The sequence below is a fragment of the Rodentibacter heidelbergensis genome (genome assembly GCF_002000125.1).
GTDB lineage: Bacteria > Pseudomonadota > Gammaproteobacteria > Enterobacterales > Pasteurellaceae > Rodentibacter > Rodentibacter heidelbergensis.
Genome location: NZ_MLHH01000002.1, coordinates 49,858 through 69,207 on the forward strand (window position 1 = coordinate 49,858; position 19,350 = coordinate 69,207).

The following is a 19,350-nucleotide window of genomic DNA, read 5'->3' on the forward strand; positions in this document are numbered from 1 at the left end:
GGTGAGCATTCCTATTACTGAGAAAATGTTGTGATTACTCCAAGGTGTTAAGAGGGGGGAAAAATCAGGCTTCCTATTTCATTACCATAAATAACACTAGGTTAATTGACAAATAATGTCTATAATAACTGTAAATTTAAACAGATAATATAATGCTATGGATATTTCTGAATTACTTGACGGTTTGAATGATAAACAACGTGAGGCGGTGACCGCACCGCTTGGCAACTATTTAGTATTGGCCGGGGCGGGAAGTGGAAAAACCCGTGTATTAACCCATCGTATTGCCTGGTTGGTGGCGGTGGAAAATATTTCTGAAGGCAGCATTATGGCGGTGACGTTCACCAATAAAGCCGCAGCAGAAATGCGTCATCGTATTCAAAGCACATTAAATCAATATTCCAATTCAAATTTATTGGGTATGTGGATTGGGACTTTCCATAGTATTGCACATCGTTTATTACGAGCGCACCATTTAGATGTGGGGTTACCACAAGACTTTCAAATTTTGGATTCAGAAGATCAACTTCGTTTGGTGAAACGTTTGTTGAAATTGCATAACTTTGATGAAAAAGCTTTTCCACCCAAACAGGCTTGTTGGTACATCAATAATAAAAAAGATGAAGGTTTACGACCACAAGAGATCGAAGATTTTAATGATCGCCAAGAGCGTGAATGGATTAAAATTTATCAGATCTACCAAGATACCTGTGATCGGGCAGGTTTGGTGGATTTTGCAGAATTGCTCATTCGTGCTTATGAATTATTTGCCAAAAAAACGCTGATTTTGCAGCGTTATCAACAGCGTTTCCAACATATTTTGGTGGACGAATTCCAAGATACCAACAAAATTCAATATCAATGGCTTAAAATTTTTGCAGGGCAAACAGGCAAAGTGATGATTGTGGGCGATGATGATCAATCTATCTATGGCTGGCGTGGGGCTCAGATTGAAAATATCCAAAAATTTCTTAAAGATTTTAAAGGAGAAACCATACGCCTTGAGCAAAATTATCGCTCTACCGCCAATATCCTAAAAAGTGCCAATGAATTAATCGCTAATAACTCCGATCGTCTTGGTAAAAATTTATGGACAGAAGGGGAAAAAGGCGAACCTGTTGGAATTTACGCCGCATTTAATGAATTAGATGAGGCAAAATTTGTGGCCTCCCAAATTCAAGATTGGATTGAAAATGGCGGAAAGTTGGATGACTGTGCCGTGCTTTATCGCAGTAACAGTCAATCCCGTGTGATTGAAGAAGCCTTAATCCGTTGTCAAATTCCTTATCGTATTTATGGGGGGATGCGCTTTTTTGAACGCCAAGAAATTAAAGATGCGTTGGCTTATTTGCGTTTGATTAATAACCGTCAAGATGATGCCGCTTTTGAACGGGTGATCAATACGCCCCCTCGTGGTATTGGTGATCGTACCTTAGATATTTTGAGAAACTTAACCCGTGAGCGACAAATTACCTTATGGCAAGCGATACAGGTTGCCATACAGGAAAATAGGCTCACAGGCCGTGCCAGTACGGCCTTATTACGTTTCCAAGAACTGATCAATGCCTTGGCATTGGATACCTCAGAGATGCCACTTTTTGCTCAAACGGATTTTGTGATTAAACACTCCGGTTTATATGAAATGTATAAACAAGAAAAGGGTGAAAAAGGTGAAGTTCGAATTGAAAACTTGGAAGAATTAGTCACTGCTACCCGTGAATTTGTAAAACCGGATGAGGCTGATGAGATGGCAGAGCTGACGGCCTTTTTAACCCATGCCTCCCTTGAGGCGGGGGAAGAACAAGCATCGCCGCACCAATCTTGTGTGGAAATGATGACATTACATTCCGCCAAAGGGCTAGAATTTCCACGGGTATTTATGGTTGGCGTAGAGGAAGGATTATTTCCAAGTTTCCGTTCTTTTGAAGAACCGGGGCGCTTAGAAGAAGAGCGCCGTCTAGCCTATGTAGGGATTACCAGAGCAAAGCAAAAACTGACGATTTCTTATGCGGAAAGCCGCCGTTTATACGCAAAAGAAGAGCGGCATTTGCCTTCCCGCTTTATCGCTGAGTTACCACAAGACTGCATCCAAGAAATTCGTTTACGGGGAACCGTAACCCGAGCGATGAATTTAGCCAAAGTTGGCACGTTGACTGCTTCCGTAGACAGTGAAAATGAATGGAAAATGGGACAAAAAGTCAAACATGAAAAGTTTGGTTTGGGTACGGTGATCAATGTTGAGGGAACGGATAATAACACAAGATTACAAATCGCTTTCCAAGCACAAGGCATTAAATGGCTGATTGCCCATTTGGCAAAATTAGAGAAAGTGCGATAGGTTTTATCTCCAGAGAATATGGCGGCTGAACCGGCAAAAGCCCCTTGGTATATTCTGGAAAAGCATAATTAATAACAATTGATGATTTGAAAAAAGGGGAAAAAGTGCGGTAGAATCCGAAAGCATTTTATTTTAGGTATAGCGACTTTATGGTAAAAGTGCGGTGAAAATGACCGCACTTTTGCTTTCTATTACAGAGTGATTGCATGTTTAAATTTATCTTCAAACGAATTTTAATGGTGATTCCAACCTTTATCGCTATTACTTTTGTCACCTTTGCTCTCGTACATTTTATCCCGGGAGATCCGGTGGAAATTATGATGGGCGAACGTGGGTTAACACCTGAAGTTCATCAGCAAATGATGCGTCAATTAGGGTTAGATCTTCCTTTGTATCAGCAATATTTCAACTATATTGGCAATGTGCTTCAAGGGGATTTTGGTGCTTCATTTCGCACTCAACAACCGGTTCTGAGCGAATTTTTTACCCTTTTCCCCGCTACGGCAGAATTGGCTTTTTTTGCACTCTTTTGGTCGCTACTCGGTGGCGTGATATTAGGCACGATCGCCGCAGTAAAAAAAGACAGCTGGATCTCTCATACGGTCACTACTTTGTCATTAACCGGTTATTCCATGCCCATTTTCTGGTGGGGCTTAATTCTGATTTTATATGTATCCCCTGCCTTAGGTTTACCACAAGGGGGGCGTTTAGAGAATGATTTTTGGATTGACACGCCAACCGGGTTTATGTTGATTGATACTTGGCTTTCCGGTGTGCCGGGGGCTTTTGAAAATGCAGTCAAATCGCTGATTTTGCCGGCGATTGTGTTAGGTACGATCCCCCTTGCTATCATTACCAGAATGACCCGCTCGGCGATGTTAGAAGTATTAGGTGAAGATTATATTCGCACAGCGAAAGCAAAAGGGTTGAGTTATCCCCGAGTGGTGATTGTGCACGCTTTGCGTAATGCCTTAATTCCGGTAGTGACCGTGGTGGGGTTAATTGTCGGTCAGCTGCTTTCCGGTGCGGTATTAACGGAAACTATTTTCTCATGGCCGGGTATCGGTAAATGGATTATTGATGCCATTCATGCGCGGGATTATCCCGTGCTACAAGGTTCTGTGTTAATTATCGCCACAATCATCATCGTGGTGAATTTAACCATCGATTTACTTTACGGCGTGGTAAATCCGCGTATTCGTCATTAATGGTGGGTGAAAAAATGACAGAAACGACATCAATGTTAGCGCCTAAAACACCTCTACAAGAATTTTGGTTTTATTTTAAGCAAAATAGAGGGGCGCTTATCGGGTTAACTTTTATTTTAATCGTGGCATTAATTAGCCTCTTTGCGCCTTATATTGCCCCTTTTGATCCCGCTGAGCAAAACCGCAGTGCACTTTTATTACCACCGGCTTGGTATGAGGGCGGGAATGCGGCCTATTTACTGGGAACCGATGATATCGGTCGGGATATTCTCTCTCGTATTATTTATGGCACGAGAATTTCCGTATTTGCCGGGTTTGTGATCGTGATCCTTTCTTGTTTATTGGGAACGAGTTTAGGGTTGTTGGCAGGTTATTACGGTGGGCTGTTAGATACGGTGATTGTGCGTTTAATTGATATTATGCTTGCCATTCCTAATTTATTACTGACGATTGTTGTGGTATCCATTCTTGAACCTTCTTTAGTGAATGCAACATTGGCGATTGCGGTGGTTTCCATTCCAAGTTATGTGCGCTTAACCCGAGCGGCGGTGATGAATGAAAAAAATCGGGATTATGTCACCTCTTCAAAAGTAGCGGGAGCCGGTGTTTTACGTTTGATGTTTATTGTGATTTTGCCTAACTGTTTAGCGCCACTGATTGTGCAAATGACCATGGGTATTTCTAATGCTATTTTGGAGCTTGCTACTCTGGGTTTCCTCGGTATTGGGGCAAAACCACCTACACCGGAACTTGGCACGATGCTTTCTGAGGCTCGTAGTTTTATGCAGGCGGCGAATTGGCTTGTCACTATTCCGGGATTAGTGATTTTATCCTTGGTATTAGCATTTAATTTAATGGGGGACGGTTTGCGTGATGCCCTCGATCCAAAACTGAAACAATAGGGGAGCGCTATGGCATTGTTAGAAGTCAAGGATCTTTCTGTTCATTTCGGTGAGAAAGACAGCGCTTTTAAAGCGGTAGATAGAGTGAGTTATCAAGTCGAGCAAGGAGAAGTGCTGGGCATTGTGGGCGAATCCGGTTCGGGGAAATCCGTGAGTTCCCTTGCCATTATGGGGTTAATTGATTATCCGGGAAACGTGTCGGCAAAATCCTTAGTCTTTGAGGATAAAGATTTATTAACGTTGAGTGATAAAGACAAGCGTTCTCTCATTGGCGCCGATGTGGCAATGATTTTCCAAGACCCGATGACAAGCCTTAATCCAGCCTATACGGTAGGTTTCCAAATTATGGAAGCGCTCAAAATTCATGAAGGCGGTTCAAAGCAATCACGCCGTGAACGCACTTTGGAGCTTCTACGTTTGGTTGGCATTCCCGATCCACAATCACGCATTGATGTTTACCCTCACCAACTTTCGGGCGGAATGAGCCAACGGGTGATGATTGCCATGGCGATTGCCTGCAGACCTAAATTACTGATTGCCGATGAACCAACCACCGCATTGGATGTAACTATTCAAGCACAAATCGTGGATCTGCTACTCGATTTACAGAAAAAAGAGTGTATGTCGCTCATTTTAATTACCCACGATCTTGCACTCGTTGCCGAAGCGGCACATCGCATTGTGGTAATGTATGCCGGTCAAGTGGTGGAAGAAGGCCGTGCTGAGGAGATTTTCCGAGAACCAAAACATCCTTATACCCAAGCTTTATTGCGATCTTTACCGGAGTTTGCTGAAGGAAAATCACGTTTACAATCCCTGCCCGGGGTTGTGCCGGGGCGTTATGACCGACCAAGCGGATGTTTATTAAACCCTCGTTGCCCTTATGCAACGGAATATTGCCGCCAAGTTGAGCCTGAATTACATCAGTTCGGTGAGCGTAAAGTGAAATGCCATACCCCACTCAATGGGAATGGAGAACCGGTTGCATGCAGTAAAGGAGAATAATCAATGACAGATCCTATCAAAGAGAATACGCCTTTATTGAATGCTATCGGGTTAAAAAAATACTATCCGGTTAAAAAAGGTTTATTGGCAAAACCTCAGTGGGTAAAAGCGTTAGACGGTGTTTCTTTTCAGTTAGAAAAGGGCAAAACTCTTGCTGTGGTAGGGGAATCCGGTTGCGGTAAATCCACCTTGGGGCGTTTGCTTGCGATGATTGAGCAACCCACAGAGGGCGAACTCTATTATAACGGACAGAATTTTTTAGAGAATAATGCAAAGACCAAAGCCTTACGCCGTAAGAAAATTCAAATTGTCTTTCAAAATCCTTATGCCTCATTGAATCCACGCAAGAAAATAGGCGCAATTTTGGAAGAGCCACTTGTTATCAATACAAAACTTTCTGCTCAACAACGTAAGGAAAAAGTCCTTTCGATTATGGAAAAAGTGGGATTACGTTCGGAATTTTACGATCGCTATCCTCATATGTTTTCCGGTGGACAACGCCAACGTATTGCCATTGCTCGAGGCTTAATGTTAGAACCGGATATTGTGGTGGCTGATGAACCGGTATCGGCGTTAGATGTATCGGTACGGGCGCAAGTGTTAAATCTAATGATGGATTTACAGGATGAATTAGGGCTTTCTTATGTGTTTATTTCTCACGATCTTTCTGTGGTGGAGCATATCGCCGATGAAGTGATGGTGATGTATCTCGGGCGTTGTGTGGAAAAAGGCAGCACAGCACAGATTTTTTCTAATCCACAGCATCCTTACACACAAGCCTTACTTTCGGCTACCCCCCGTCTTTCACCGCATTTACGCCGTGAACGTATTAAATTAACCGGGGAATTGCCAAGCCCGATTAATCCGCCAAAAGGTTGTGCTTTTAATCCTCGCTGTTGGAAAGCCACTGAGAAATGTCGTGAAGAAAAACCTATCTTATCGTCTTATCCTGATGGTAAGCTTATCGCTTGTTTTCATCTGGATTGATGTTGGCATCATAAAATTCGTCATCAGATAGGTGCGTTTTTAAAAATAGCGGAATAGCTAACACTTTCCCAAAAACAACCGCACTTTGGTTTTATCGATCCAAAGTGCGGTTAATTTTTATTGGGTTTTTATTTCACTTGATTAATCAAAAATTGAGTGAGTAAGGAAACCGGGCGGCCGGTTGCCCCTTTGTTGGCGCCTTGCAGCCAGGCGGTGCCGGCGATATCTAAATGAGCCCAACGGTATTTTTTCGTGAAATGGGATAAGAAAGCCCCAGCAGTGCTTGCGCCCCCCCAACGTCCACCAATATTAGCGAGATCGGCGAAAGGGGATTTGAGCTGTTCTTGATATTCTTCCCCTAATGGCAAACGCCAAGCTTTATCTGTGGTTTGCTGTGCGGCATTGAGTAAGTCACTGACAAGAGCTTCATCTTCAGACATTAAACCGCTGTTATGTTGCCCCAATGCCACCACACAAGCACCGGTGAGGGTGGCGACATCGATCACTAATTCCGGATCAAAGCGTTCCACATAGGTGAGGGCATCACACAGGACAAGGCGACCTTCTGCATCGGTATTGAGTACTTCCACCGTCAAACCATTCATGGTGGTGAGAATATCCCCCGGGCGATAGGCATTGCCATCGGGAAGGTTTTCACAACCGGCAAGTACACCAATCACATTTAAAGGCAAATTCAGTTCAGCGAGCACTTTCATTGTCCCGAATACCGAAGCCGCACCGCCCATATCATATTTCATTTCATCCATATCTGCGGCAGGTTTTAACGAGATCCCACCGGCATCAAAGGTTAAACCCTTGCCAACAAGAATAATCGGTTTCGTATTTTTATTCGGTGCATTGTTAAAGTGAAGCACTGACATATAAGCGGGGTTTGTCGATCCTCGAGAAACCGCAAGATAGGCATTCATCCCTAAATCCGCCATCATAGTTTCATCAATGACTTCAAGGGAAAGTGCGGGAGATTTTTCCGCTAAATTTTTCGCTTGGCAGGCAAGATAGGCAGGGTTGCACACATTTGGTGGCATATTGGCGATATCCCGTGCTGCTTTCACGCCGTTTGCAATGGCTTGAGCGTGGGCGATAGCGAGTTTTGCCTGTTGGCAATCGCTGTTGAAAATGAACGTTTCTAAGGTGATTAATTCGGCTTTTTGAGATTTAAATTGATCGAATTGATAGTTGCTATGTTCAATGGTTTCAATGGCGAAGCGAACATTCCAATAAAGGTCACGATGGCTGAGTTCTAGCTCGGTTAAATAACACACCGCTTCACGAATATTGCTCTCTTTTAAGGCTTTTAGCATCGCTTGAATAAGTTGTTTGTATTGACGCTCGCTAAGTTCACCTTTTTTACCACAGCCAATAATTAAGATTCGTTTGGCTGCAAGACCATTAAGATCTCGTAATAATAAGGTTTGACCTAATTTCCCGGTGAGCTCGCCTGATTGGATTAAACCATTAAGATAGCCTTGGGTGGCAAGGTCAATTTCATTGAAACTTTTTGAAAATTCACTGTTCTCATACACACCGATGATAAGACATTCGGCGGCTTGTGAAAGTGCGGTTAATTTGGCTTGATATTTCATTTGATTTCCTTCTTTTTTGACTGTTTAAATCAGCGAAAATAAGGTATCATATGCGGTCAATTTTATCTAGGGGGAGGGGTAATTTAGGCTGATAATACAGGTAAAAAATGATGCATCCAAAGTGCCTATTTCCCCTCAATTTTAATGATAAACAATAATTCTATAAGATGATTTTAACGCGATATCTAACGAAAGAAGTGTTTAAGAGCCAAGTGGCAATTTTGTTCATTTTGCTACTGATTTTTTTCTGCCAGCAACTTGTGCGGGTGCTAGGTTCGGCTGCAAATGGTAATGTGCCTGCGGATTTAGTATTTTCTTTGCTTGGCTTAGGCATGCCGACCATGGCGCAACTCATGTTGCCATTGTGTTTGTTTATTGCCATTTTATTGACCTTTGGGCGTTTATATGCGGAAAGTGAAATCACTGTGATGCGGGCCTGTGGTATCGGGCAGGGAATTTTGGTGCGTGTGGTGTTGATGCTTTCTCTCATCACCGCAGGATTAGCCGCCTATAACGCCTTATGGCTTTCCCCTTGGGCTGTTCAAAAACAAAGCACGCTGGTGGAAGAGGCAAAGGCTAACCCAACCATGGGGGCGCTTTCTTCCGGTCAATTTATGTCCACTAGTAATAATAATTTTGTGTTGTTTATTGACAGTATCAAAGGCAACGAAATTAATGATGTTTACCTGTTTCAAACCGCCCCTAAAGGACAGACTAAACCTTCAGTTGTTACTGCAGAAAAGGGGCAATTAAAAGCCTTACCTAATGGCGATCAAGTGCTGAATTTACAAAATACACAACGTGTAGAAGGCACTGCGGCCTTACCTGATTTTCGTCTTACCCATTTTGATGAATATCAGGCTTATTTAGGCTATCAAACCACAGAAAACCAATCTGATGAGGCGGCAACCCTTTCTTTTGGTGCATTAATCAAGCAAAATGACCCTGCGGCAAAGGCAGAATTACATTGGCGAATTAGCCTGATTTTAGCGGTGCCGTTAATGGCTTTGATTGCCGTGCCATTAAGCCGTGTGAACCCAAGACAAGGGCGTTTTGCGAAGATTTTGCCAGCATTATTGCTTTATCTCATTTATTTTTTATTGCAAAGTTCATTAAAATCCGCCGGTTCTGCGGGCAAATTAGAGGCATCAATTTTAATGCCTCTTGTCAATGTAGCCTTTTTATTCCTTGGCATCGTATTAAATGGTTGGGATAGTGCTGCCATGTATAAACTTCGCCATCTCTTTAGCCGAAAAGGGTAAACAACATGATGATGAACACCTTAGACCGTTATATTGGTAAAAGTATTTTAGGTGCAATTTTTGCCACGTTACTCACCCTTGTTGGGTTATCTGCGATCATTAAATTTGTTGAGCAATTCCGCAGTGTAGGGAAAGGCACTTACGATGTGTTACAGGCGGTAGCCTTTACTTTTTTAACCATACCGAAAGATGTGGAAACCTTTTTCCCCATGGCGGCATTATTGGGGGCATTGATTGCACTCGGTAATTTGGCAAGCCGTAGTGAGTTGGTGGTAATGCAATCTGCCGGTTTCTCACGTTTTAAAATCGGCCTGGCTGTGATGAAAACCGCTTTGCCGTTAGTGATTTTAACCATGGTTATTGGTGAATGGGGTATTCCGCAAACCGAGCAATTTGCCCGTGATATGCGAACTCGCGCTATTTCCGGCGGTTCAATGCTTTCTGTGAAAAACGGCGTTTGGGCGAAAGATGGAAATCATTTTATTTATGTGCGTCAAGTCTCGGAGAATACGACATTAAACGATGTGTATATTTATACCTTTGACGACAAGCGAACCCTTACACAATTAAAGCATGCGAATCAAGCAACCTATTTAGCAGAAGACAATAAGTGGCAATTGCGTCAAGTGAGCGCCTCAAAAATTCAAAAGGAAGAGATTAGTACCACAAATCGTTTAACGGAATCTTGGGAAACAAATTTAACACCGGATAAATTAGGAGCCGTCTCTTTTCGACCAACTTCCTTATCGATCAGTGGGTTATATGAATATATCACCTTTTTAAAAGAAACAGGGCAAGATGTTCGCCGTTTTGAGCTGACCTTTTGGCGTAAAATATTCCAACCGCTGTCTGTGGGGGTAATGATGATGTTGGCGCTATCGTTTATCTTTGGCTCCTTGCGCAGTGTGACAGCAGGGGCGAGAATTGTAACGGGAATTTGCTTTGGTTTCCTCTTTTATGTGGTGAACGAAATCTTCGGGCAAATGAGCGTGGTTTATAATATGCCGGCAATCTTTGGGGCACTCATTCCAAGTTTATTGTTTATTACCATTATTTGGTGGCTGCTGAGCCGAAAACGGGATTAGGTTTCATCAAGTTATTAATAAAGTGCGGTCGATTTCAAATGCGTTTTAAAACATCAATGAAATCGACCGCACTTTTGTCCATTAAGCCTTTGTTTTTATATGAAATTGAAAGGATTAATCTTCTTTAAATTCCCTCATCATTTCTTCGGCTTTGCGAACCATTTCTTCCGAACCCACAAACAAAGGCACCCGTTCGTGCAATTCTTTAGGTTCAATATCTAAAATTCGGCGATAACCGTCAGTGGCTAATCCCCCGGCTTGTTCTGCCAAAAATGCCATAGGGTTGCCTTCATAAAGTAGACGTAATTTTCCTTTTGGATAGTTGGTTGCACTCGGATAAATATAGATCCCACCTTTTAATAAATTGCGGTGAAAATCTGCCACAAGCGAGCCGATATAGCGTGAGGCATAAGGGCGTTGGGTGGCTTTATCTTCCTCTTGGCAATATTTAATGTATTTCTTCACCCCTTGTGGGAATTTGAGATATTGCCCCTCATTAATGGAATAAATTCGCCCTGTTTTCGGCATTTTCATATTTTCATGAGAAAGGCAAAATGTGCCGATTGAAGGATCGTAGGTAAATCCGTTCACCCCGTTTCCGGTGGTATAAACCAACATAGTGGATGAACCATAGACAATATAGCCGGCTGCTACTTGCTTGTTGCCGGGTTGAAGGAAATCTTCCATCGTCACCGGGGTACCAATGGGTGAAATACGGCGATAAATGGAGAAAATAGTTCCTACGGAAACATTGACATCAATATTAGAAGAGCCATCAAGCGGGTCGGTTAAAATCACGTATTTTGCATTGCGACCCCGTTCCGTATCAAAGGCAATAAAACTTTCTTCTTCTTCGGAAGCAAATCCTGCCACTTCTTCATGGGCCATTAATGTGGCTTTCATCGTGTTATGGGCAAACAGATCGAGTTTCATTTGGCTTTCGCCCTGTACGTTTTCCACACCGGACAGCCCGAGAATATTGACTAATCCTGCTTTGTTAATGTCTCGGTGAATGATTTTGGCGAGTAATCGAATTGATGACAAAATCCCGCTTAATTCTCCTTTCGCATTCGGATATTCAGCTTGGCGTTCCACAATAAATTCACTTAAGGTTTTCATACTATTTCCTTTCAGGTTGAGATTGCGGAGATTATATGCCATTTGACATTTTCCCAAAAAAGCCAAATTTCAATAATGAGATCTCGATCACAAAGATTTTACTTTTTATAAAGCAAAAATTTTACTCTAAAAAAATTGCTTGTAGCTTGTATCATAAGGGGATAGCGGTGAAGGAAATTTATGTACAAATGAATGATTGGGAGGGGTTGAAAATAGAAGAAAATTAGGTTTTGTTTTACATGAAATTATTAATAGGTTGGCTTTTTTTATAGTTTTAAAATTTTAAAGCTCATTTTAAACGAGGTTTAAATAAGGTAAATTAGATTTCAGTATGTTCTGGCTTTGCTGTATTTTTGAGCGAAAAATATGATGATATGGAAAAACAAATCTGACAACCCCGATTAAAATTGTAAGTTTTCCAGGTTAATTTGAATTTTCTCTGAATTCATTCATCCCCAAAATAAACAACTTTTTGAACCCATATAGAATAAAAAAAGCAACTGAAAGGCTAATAGATGTATCTAACCATTTTCCAAATTTAAAGAAAGAGCTTGTCAGTGCAACAAGAGTAATTACAGAGCCTAACATATCACCTAAGACATGGTAATAAGAAGCAAGTAAATTTGGGTCTTCTCGATTTGCTCTTGAGATAAATATAGCCACAAAAAGGTTGACTAATAGGCTGGCTATAGCAATAAGAAATGCATATAAATTAAATCCGTAAGGTTTTTCAAAACGCCATAGACTTTCATTTAAAATATAAAAAAATGAGGAGAATAAAAATAATGCATTTAATAAAATCAAACTTGCCCGAAGTTTTTTATGTTTTTTATCGCCTATATAAATAGCGACTAATGATAATAATAAACCAATACTATCAATACTCATATGTCCTGCGTCACGAATTAATGGTAGGCTTTTAATAAAATAACCACCCCAAAATTCAATAGACATAAAGAGAGTGACAATAATAAAACTGATTAAAATAATTTTTCTGTCTTGTGGACTATCTATATGTGAGTGTGAATGAGCCATAAATATAGTTAGATAAGTATATTATTTTGATGATATTCTACTAGAAATTTGGTAAAAATAATATTAATTCATCAAAATGAGTGAATAAAAATAAATTAATTGGTTCACTAGTTAGTTAAGATAATAATTTATTTGTGTGTAACTCTATAAGTAAACTTAGGGATCATGCAAAATATTTGGTAAATTTATAAGATGTTTTTCCAAATGAATATCCACAATATCCACTAAATGCTTGAGGAAGGAAATGTCCTGCCCAGGGTGAAATCGTTGTGTATCACGGGAGCGGAAGAGCAAAAGTGCGGTGGGTTTATGGGTATTTTTTGTACCCAGTAAACAGCAAGCGATAGAGCCAATAGGAAATTCTTCCGGCAAAAAGAGTAGGGATTTTTCTTTACCGTTTAATTCCCCCAAATAGAATTGACGCAAGCCCAAACGCTCTAGCCGAATAATTTCAAAGGCGTTGCGATCAATCCAAAAAGAGGAGGGGAGAGTTGCCGTTTTTTTCCAACTATCGGTAAAAAGAAGAAGTTTAGCGCCCTCTAATTCATAAGATTTCGCCCATTGATCTAATTTCTTTTCTACTGAAAACAAATCTTGAGCTTGAAATAATTTCTTTTGGAGTGGGATTAAGGCGAAGAAAATGTCCGCTTCTTGGCGGCCTAATTGGTGAAATTTTTCAAGTTGTGCGGTTAGGCTGGTAATCTCTTGACGATATTGGGCGAGTTGGGCTTCAATGAGTGAAACCGTCCCTTTTGTTGAATGATGAAAAGTCAGTTTTTTTAAGAGTAAAGGGTGGTTGTTAAAGAAATCGGGATGGGTTTCAAGATAATCAATAATAGCTTGTTCGTTCATAATTTATGGATAAAACAGCAGAAAAAAAGACCGCACTTTCAAAGTGCGGTCGGAAAATTGAAAATATTTAAGCACCAAACGGATCACGTAAAATCATAGTTTCCACACGGTCAGGTCCTGTTGAGAGAATATCAACGGGCACGCCGGTCACTTCTTCGATACGTTTGATGTAGTTTAGGCAGTTTTGCGGCAATTTATTGACATCAGTCACACGGAAAGTGTCTTCTTTCCAGCCCGGTAAAGTTTCATAAATCGGTTCAACCCCTTCCCAATCTTTGGCGGCAAGCGGGGCATATTCCACAATCTCGCCATTTGGCATTTTATATGCCACGCAGATTTTGACTTCATCAAAGCCATCTAATACATCCAGTTTTGTCATACAGAAACCGGAAATCGAATTGAGTTGGATCGCACGGCGAATAGCAACGGCATCAAACCAACCACAACGGCGGGCACGACCGGTTACCGCACCAAATTCATTCCCCTTACGGGCAATCTCTGCACCGATCTCATCAAATAATTCGGTCGTGAATGGCCCTCCGCCCACACGGGTACAGTAGGCTTTAATGATACCCAACACATAATCAAGATGACGAGGACCGAAACCTGAGCCAGTTGCAACGCCCCCTGCGGTAGTGTTTGAACTGGTGACGTACGGATAAGTACCATGGTCGATATCTAACATCGTCCCTTGTGCCCCTTCAAAGAGAATGTTATCGCCATTTTTACGGGCAGTGTCTAAAATTGTGGTGATATCTGCCACCATACCGGTGATAATATCGGCTACCGCCATCACCTCATCTAAGGTTTTTTGATAATCAACGGCATCCACTTTATAGTAGTTGACTAATTGGAAATTATAGTAATCAAGGATGTTTTTCAGCTTCTCAGCAAAGGCGGCTTTATCGAAGAGATCGCCAACACGCAAACCACGTCGTGCCACTTTATCTTCATAAGCAGGGCCGATACCACGACCGGTCGTACCAATGGCTTTTTTGCCTAATGCCGCTTCACGAGCATGATCCATCGCCACATGATAAGGAAGAATTAAAGGACAAGCTTCAGAAATTAATAAACGCTCACGAACATTAATACCACGGCTTTCCAGTTCGCCCATTTCTTGCATTAATGCCGCAGGTGAAAGGACAACGCCATTACCAATAAGGCAAGTCACATCAGGGCGTAAAATACCGGAAGGGATCAAACGCAGTACCGTTTTTTCACCATTGATAATGAGCGTGTGTCCGGCGTTATGGCCGCCTTGATAGCGCACAACGTATTTGACGCGATCCGTTAATAAGTCAACGATTTTACCCTTACCTTCATCGCCCCATTGAGCACCCAAGATAACGACACTTTTTCCCATAATTTCCACCTTTTAAATTTGATTGATAAAGTGAATAATCAAACACGGGTCTTTTTGATTATTCTAAAAAATTAAATTCTACATTTTCGCGTGAGATATAGCGACTTAGAAGGAATTACGGCTTGCTATATTAAACTATTCCGCTATGACTTTCTACCTTCGAATTGCCTCTAATCTTAAGATAAATCAATGATTTTTTTGCTTTCGGAGAAACAAAAAGCGACATAATCCGAGTAATAGGCCGATGCCTGCCCCGATAGCGCCCCAGCTATCTCGTCCTATTGCTTCAGGTTGCTGAGGGGTTTTGGTGAGATGATAGGCGGTAAATTGCTCATCTAATGGGCTAACGGATTTCATCATATTGAGTTTTCCTTGCCAATCTTGACGCTCAACCACATGACCATAAGGCAGATTGCCTAAATTGAGTTCGGCTGCGGTTTTCACCTGTGTGAATAAATTTTTCCACTGAAGAATAAGCTGGTCGTACATCACTTTTCTTGTGAGGAGATTGTTGTGATTCAGCAGTGAGGAAAGCAATGCCTGCGCTTCTTCCGGTTCATTGAGTGTGAGGGTTATTTTGCCGGCGTGCTTATTCAGCGGTTGGAAATGGGTATTTTGGATTAAGGTATTTAAATTTTTCGCATTATTTTCAGCCTTTTCACGATAGTAAGGGGCGTTTTCCCAAAACTGTTTGAGGTTGTCATAAGAAACCAATTGTTCGGTGTAATGTTGATAGACTAATTCGGCCACTTTATCTTCAGCATTATCTTGCCCTTTTATTAGGTGGTACATGGAGAAAAGCGAATAATAATTTCCTAATTCAGTGAGGGTGGGTTGAGTGATTTCCGCCTCAGTTTGCCATTGAGGCTTTATCCAATAGCTTGAAGCATAGCCTATTACGCCACAAAGTGCGGTCGAAATCACAAGGGTTTTTAATTTCTGTAAGAATGACATACACATTTCCTGTTGATATTTGTCAATGACATAAAATCGAAATCACTTTTGAGGTGGCTCAAAAAGCGATTTCGATGGATAGAATAAATAAAAAATAGATAGCACTTATTCAAAGAGTGATTGGTGCAGTAAGCGAACCACTTCATCGGCATGTTCGCTTTGTACTAACATACAAATATTATTGGTGCTTGCCCCATAGCTAATCATACGGACATTGTAAGGCTCTAGGGTGTCAAAAATCCGTTTGGCGACACCGGCTGCAATGTGTAAATCGTTACCGATGAGTGCTACTAAAGCCAAACCGGTGTCCACTTTCACGGTGCAATATTCTCTTAACTCTTCTAATAATTCACCGGAAAGCAATTCCGTGCCTGACGAGGTTGAACCGGTTTTATCTAAGGTCAAGGCGACACTAATTTCTGATGTGGTAATGGTATCGACTGATATTTTGTGTTTAGCTAAAATACTAAACACATTGGCTAAAAAGCCTTGTGCGTGAAGCATACTCAGGCTTGAAAGGGTTAATAAAGTTTGATCACGACGTAATGCAATGGCTCGGAATGTTGGACGAGGCTGAGGATCACGCGTCACCCAAGTGCCACCATCTTGTGGGGCTTTGCTTGAACCCACATAAACCGGAATATTGCTACGAACAGCCGGGAGTAACGTGGCTGGATGAAGTACTTTGGCCCCAAAAGTTGCCATTTCCGCCGCTTCTGCAAAACTCATGGTGTCAATCCGTTGAGCGGCGGGCACAATTCGAGGATCGGTAGTATAAATACCTGCCACATCAGTCCAAATTAATACATCTTTTGCATTCAGCACTTCTGCTAACAATGCTGCAGAGTAATCACTGCCACCCCGCCCTAAAGTGGTGGTTTTCCCACTCGGTTCACGACCAATAAAACCTTGTGTAATGATGAGTTCTCCACGATCGATTAACGGTTTTAAAATATTGTTACTGTTAATTTGTGTTTGTTCATCGTTAGGGGCGGCTTTACCGAAATGGCTGTTGGTTGCCACAATATCACGCACATCTACCCAAGTGGCTGTTGTATTTTGTTCACGCAGGATCTCAATAAAAATTTGCGTTGACATCATTTCGCCATGGCTGATGAGTTCATCAGTTAATGCGGTGGAGGTGGCAAGGCTTGCGGCTTCAGAAAGGTATTCGATATTTTCAATGTATTTTTCAATGATAGGACGAACCCGGCTATCATCTTTAAGTTCATTTAAAATATTTTCTTGAATTTGACGGACTTCAGCCACCAATTTTCGGCGTTCTTCCGCTTCAACCCCATTGGCAAGGGCTACTAAAAGATTAGTAACCCCGGCGGAGGCAGAAAGCACCACAACCCGGGTATTCGGATCAGCAATGATGATTTTAGCACAAGCCGTCATGGCGGCATGATTGGCAACGGAAGTACCACCAAATTTGGCGACAGATAAATGAGACATAATCAATTCTCCCAATGAATAAAGAGGTTAAATATTGTGTTTGCAAGGCTATACAAATAACGATTTCGTTAAAAATTGTCAAACAAAAACAACGAAAAACTTGTGTTAATTCAAAAAATTTAGTGTGGGATGAAATATTGGGAATTACTGATTTTCAGGAAGTGGTAGGGGTTCCGGTTCGCCGAGAAAATAAGGTTGGACGCCGAACATTAAGTCAAAGAGGGCTTTGATGCGGGCAAAGATTTCCCGAACTCGGGTGCCTAAGTAGGTTTCAGGTTGGTTTGCGGCAAAGCAGATAGCATCAATATCGTGGTATTTTGCAATCAATAAAGCCCGTTCGCAGTGAAATTTTTGACTAATAATGGTATAGGCCGGGAGTTGAAAGACTTTATTGGCTCTGATAACAGAATCTAAGGTGCGAAAACCGGCAAAATCTTGAAAAAGTCGATCTTCAGGCACACCCATTTTGCGTAAATCTCGGAACATATTACGAGGTTCATTGTATTGCAAGGTGCGGTTATCACCACTAAGCAGCAGAGCGCTGACTTTTTGTTTGTCAATCAGCATTTTGGCTGCCGCAAGGCGATGAGTGTAGTAATCATTGGTTTTACCCGTTGCCACATATTTTGATGTGCCAAGTACGATGGCATAAGGTCGATAAGGTAATGGCTCTATGTGTTCGAATACACGATCTCGTACATAAAAGCTAATGCTTTGATCGATAAGCAGGCATATCAAAATGAGAAATGTTCCCAAACCGCCGATGAAACGAATCACTTTTTTTAAATGAAAACGCTGCCAAAGGGAAAGTGCGGTCATTTTGAGGGGAGTTTTTAAATCAATCATGGTGACTAACATAATGAAAACTTAGGGGAAGTTCAAGCTGAATTTTGTATTCCTGATGTGCTATTAATATTTAGCCGTTTAGACGGCTAAAATTTCCTTGACAAAGAAAATAGGCTGTTGATAATTAAAGCCATCTTTCATTTCTCACAATAGGTTTTCAATGGCTGTCCAAAATGTGGTGCTTTTTCAAGATAATCCGCTAAAGCTGATGCTTGGCGGTGAGATTTCACCAATCCATGTCGCATATCAAACTTATGGAACATTGAATGCCGATAAAAGCAACATTGTGTTAATTTGCCATGCACTCACCGGTGATGCAGAACCTTATTTTTCCCATGGTGAACAAAACGGTTGGTGGCAACATTTTATGGGCGATGGGCTTGCTTTAGACACTTCCCGCTATTTTTTTATTTGTTCTAATGTATTAGGCGGTTGCAAAGGCACGACCGGCCCCTCTTCTGTTAATCCTAAAACCGGCAAACCCTATGGCAGTTTGTTTCCTCCTATTACGGTGCAAGATATCGTTCATGTGCAAAAAGCGTTATTGGATAAGCTAGGAATTACGCATTTAAAAGCGGTGATTGGCGGATCTTTCGGGGGCATGCAGGCAACCCAGTGGGGGATTGAATATCCGGATTTTGTGGATAATATCGTCAACCTTTGCTCATCACTCTTTTTCAGTGCGGAAGCCATTGGATTTAATCATGTGATGCGTCAAGCGGTGATGAATGATCCCAATTTTAATGGGGGGGATTATTATGAGGGTGCCCCTCCGGATCAAGGTTTATCCATTGCCAGAATGTTAGGCATGCTTACTTATCGTACAGATTTGCAACTGGCTAAAGCCTTTGGGCGTGCGTCGAAATCGGAAGGGGAGTTTTGGGGGGATTATTTCCAAGTGGAATCCTATTTAAGCTATCAGGGCAAAAAATTTCTCGAACGTTTTGATGCCAATAGCTATCTTCATTTATTGCGGGCATTAGATATGTATGATCCCGCTTTGGGCTATCCTGATGTGAAAACCGCACTATCACGAATTAAAGCACACTATACCTTGGTTTCGATTACGACAGATCAATTATTTAAATCTGTGGATTTACACAAAAGCAAACAATTGTTAGAACAAAGTCAGGTTGCGTTAGATTTTCATGAATTTCCTTCCATTTATGGGCATGATGCTTTTTTGGTGGATTATGATGGGTTTGATAAATGGATTAGGGAAGGGCTGGCTAAAAACGAATAACGGGAAGCAGGTTCAACTCTTATTTTCAAATAGAAAAGTGCGGTCATTAATCGCTTTGATTTTTAACGGCTTAATGGACAAAAGTG

The 19,350-nt window shown here is 41.6% G+C and carries 16 protein-coding genes; 8 read left to right on the forward strand and 8 right to left on the reverse strand.

Features of this window, described 5'->3' with window-relative positions; translation table 11 throughout:
* Positions 1 to 157: 157 nt before the first annotated feature.
* From uvrD to BKK48_RS00505, 5 genes are all read left to right on the forward strand, one after another.
* Entirely contained in the window at positions 158 to 2,338 is a 2,181-nt protein-coding gene (gene uvrD / locus BKK48_RS00485) for a DNA helicase II (protein ID WP_077426262.1), read from the forward strand.
* 206 nt (positions 2,339 to 2,544) lie between these two features.
* Positions 2,545 to 3,546 (forward strand): ABC transporter permease subunit, encoded by a 1,002-nt coding sequence (locus BKK48_RS00490; RefSeq protein WP_077426263.1) that lies wholly within the window; start codon positions 2,545 to 2,547, stop codon positions 3,544 to 3,546.
* Positions 3,547 to 3,560: 14 nt separating this feature from the next.
* Positions 3,561 to 4,448 (forward strand): ABC transporter permease subunit, encoded by an 888-nt coding sequence (locus BKK48_RS00495; RefSeq protein WP_077426282.1) that lies wholly within the window; start codon positions 3,561 to 3,563, stop codon positions 4,446 to 4,448.
* 9 nt (positions 4,449 to 4,457) lie between these two features.
* On the forward strand, positions 4,458 to 5,453 hold the full coding sequence (gene dppD, locus BKK48_RS00500) for a dipeptide ABC transporter ATP-binding protein (RefSeq protein ID WP_077426264.1): 996 nt from the start codon (positions 4,458 to 4,460) through the stop codon (positions 5,451 to 5,453).
* A gap of 3 nt (positions 5,454 to 5,456) precedes the next feature.
* The gene (locus BKK48_RS00505; RefSeq protein ID WP_077426265.1) at positions 5,457 to 6,440 is read left to right on the forward strand and encodes a peptide ABC transporter ATP-binding protein; all 984 of its coding nucleotides are present in this window, start codon (positions 5,457 to 5,459) and stop codon (positions 6,438 to 6,440) included.
* Positions 6,441 to 6,568: 128 nt separating this feature from the next.
* On the opposite strand, the gene BKK48_RS00510 is transcribed toward BKK48_RS00505, so the two are convergent.
* A complete protein-coding gene (locus tag BKK48_RS00510; protein ID WP_077426266.1) occupies positions 6,569 to 8,044 on the reverse strand; it encodes a leucyl aminopeptidase in 1,476 nt (491 codons plus the stop codon).
* A 167-nt stretch (positions 8,045 to 8,211) separates the two neighbouring features.
* Here BKK48_RS00510 and lptF point away from each other — a divergent pair, with 167 nt between their 5' ends.
* Together lptF and lptG are read left to right on the forward strand one after the other, a co-directional pair.
* Positions 8,212 to 9,306: an LPS export ABC transporter permease LptF gene (lptF, locus tag BKK48_RS00515; RefSeq protein ID WP_077426267.1), complete on the forward strand. Its 1,095-nt coding sequence runs from the start codon at positions 8,212 to 8,214 to the stop codon at positions 9,304 to 9,306.
* An 8-nt stretch (positions 9,307 to 9,314) separates the two neighbouring features.
* Complete coding sequence (lptG, locus tag BKK48_RS00520) at positions 9,315 to 10,391, forward strand: LPS export ABC transporter permease LptG (RefSeq protein WP_077426283.1); 1,077 nt, start codon at positions 9,315 to 9,317, stop codon at positions 10,389 to 10,391.
* A gap of 114 nt (positions 10,392 to 10,505) precedes the next feature.
* On the opposite strand, the gene fbp is transcribed toward lptG, so the two are convergent.
* The 7 genes from fbp to BKK48_RS00560 all read right to left on the reverse strand — a co-directional run bounded on the left by fbp (position 10,506) and on the right by BKK48_RS00560 (position 18,033).
* Complete coding sequence (gene fbp / locus BKK48_RS00525; RefSeq protein ID WP_077426268.1) at positions 10,506 to 11,510, reverse strand: class 1 fructose-bisphosphatase; 1,005 nt, start codon at positions 11,508 to 11,510, stop codon at positions 10,506 to 10,508.
* A gap of 423 nt (positions 11,511 to 11,933) precedes the next feature.
* Positions 11,934 to 12,545, reverse strand: a complete 612-nt coding sequence (locus BKK48_RS00535; protein WP_077426270.1) for a cation diffusion facilitator family transporter — start codon at positions 12,543 to 12,545, stop codon at positions 11,934 to 11,936.
* 156 nt (positions 12,546 to 12,701) lie between these two features.
* Positions 12,702 to 13,397 carry a DUF484 family protein gene (locus tag BKK48_RS00540; protein ID WP_077426271.1) on the reverse strand — a complete coding sequence of 232 codons (696 nt, stop codon included), beginning with the start codon at positions 13,395 to 13,397 and terminating at the stop codon, positions 12,702 to 12,704.
* 67 nt (positions 13,398 to 13,464) lie between these two features.
* Entirely contained in the window at positions 13,465 to 14,763 is a 1,299-nt protein-coding gene (gene purA / locus BKK48_RS00545; protein WP_077426272.1) for an adenylosuccinate synthase, read from the reverse strand.
* 186 nt (positions 14,764 to 14,949) lie between these two features.
* Positions 14,950 to 15,717 (reverse strand): hypothetical protein, encoded by a 768-nt coding sequence (locus BKK48_RS00550; protein ID WP_077426273.1) that lies wholly within the window; start codon positions 15,715 to 15,717, stop codon positions 14,950 to 14,952.
* Between the two features lie 105 nt (positions 15,718 to 15,822).
* Positions 15,823 to 17,175, reverse strand: a complete 1,353-nt coding sequence (gene lysC, locus BKK48_RS00555) for a lysine-sensitive aspartokinase 3 (RefSeq protein ID WP_077426274.1) — start codon at positions 17,173 to 17,175, stop codon at positions 15,823 to 15,825.
* 144 nt (positions 17,176 to 17,319) lie between these two features.
* A complete protein-coding gene (locus tag BKK48_RS00560) occupies positions 17,320 to 18,033 on the reverse strand; it encodes a SanA/YdcF family protein (RefSeq protein ID WP_077426275.1) in 714 nt (237 codons plus the stop codon).
* A gap of 148 nt (positions 18,034 to 18,181) precedes the next feature.
* Here BKK48_RS00560 and metX point away from each other — a divergent pair, with 148 nt between their 5' ends.
* Positions 18,182 to 19,264 (forward strand): homoserine O-acetyltransferase MetX, encoded by a 1,083-nt coding sequence (metX, locus tag BKK48_RS00565; RefSeq protein ID WP_077426276.1) that lies wholly within the window; start codon positions 18,182 to 18,184, stop codon positions 19,262 to 19,264.
* Positions 19,265 to 19,350: the final 86 nt, after the last annotated feature.

Coding starts and splice junctions, on each gene's coding strand:
- uvrD (WP_077426262.1), top strand. CDS start 158: ATGGATATTTCTGAATTACTTGACGGTTTGAATGATAAACAACGTGAG.
- BKK48_RS00490 (WP_077426263.1), top strand. CDS start 2,545: ATGTTTAAATTTATCTTCAAACGAATTTTAATGGTGATTCCAACCTTT.
- BKK48_RS00495 (WP_077426282.1), top strand. CDS start 3,561: ATGACAGAAACGACATCAATGTTAGCGCCTAAAACACCTCTACAAGAA.
- dppD (WP_077426264.1), top strand. CDS start 4,458: ATGGCATTGTTAGAAGTCAAGGATCTTTCTGTTCATTTCGGTGAGAAA.
- BKK48_RS00505 (WP_077426265.1), top strand. CDS start 5,457: ATGACAGATCCTATCAAAGAGAATACGCCTTTATTGAATGCTATCGGG.
- BKK48_RS00510 (WP_077426266.1), bottom strand. CDS start 8,044: ATGAAATATCAAGCCAAATTAACCGCACTTTCACAAGCCGCCGAATGT.
- lptF (WP_077426267.1), top strand. CDS start 8,212: ATGATTTTAACGCGATATCTAACGAAAGAAGTGTTTAAGAGCCAAGTG.
- lptG (WP_077426283.1), top strand. CDS start 9,315: ATGATGAACACCTTAGACCGTTATATTGGTAAAAGTATTTTAGGTGCA.
- fbp (WP_077426268.1), bottom strand. CDS start 11,510: ATGAAAACCTTAAGTGAATTTATTGTGGAACGCCAAGCTGAATATCCG.
- BKK48_RS00535 (WP_077426270.1), bottom strand. CDS start 12,545: ATGGCTCATTCACACTCACATATAGATAGTCCACAAGACAGAAAAATT.
- BKK48_RS00540 (WP_077426271.1), bottom strand. CDS start 13,397: ATGAACGAACAAGCTATTATTGATTATCTTGAAACCCATCCCGATTTC.
- purA (WP_077426272.1), bottom strand. CDS start 14,763: ATGGGAAAAAGTGTCGTTATCTTGGGTGCTCAATGGGGCGATGAAGGT.
- BKK48_RS00550 (WP_077426273.1), bottom strand. CDS start 15,717: ATGTCATTCTTACAGAAATTAAAAACCCTTGTGATTTCGACCGCACTT.
- lysC (WP_077426274.1), bottom strand. CDS start 17,175: ATGTCTCATTTATCTGTCGCCAAATTTGGTGGTACTTCCGTTGCCAAT.
- BKK48_RS00560 (WP_077426275.1), bottom strand. CDS start 18,033: ATGTTAGTCACCATGATTGATTTAAAAACTCCCCTCAAAATGACCGCA.
- metX (WP_077426276.1), top strand. CDS start 18,182: ATGGCTGTCCAAAATGTGGTGCTTTTTCAAGATAATCCGCTAAAGCTG.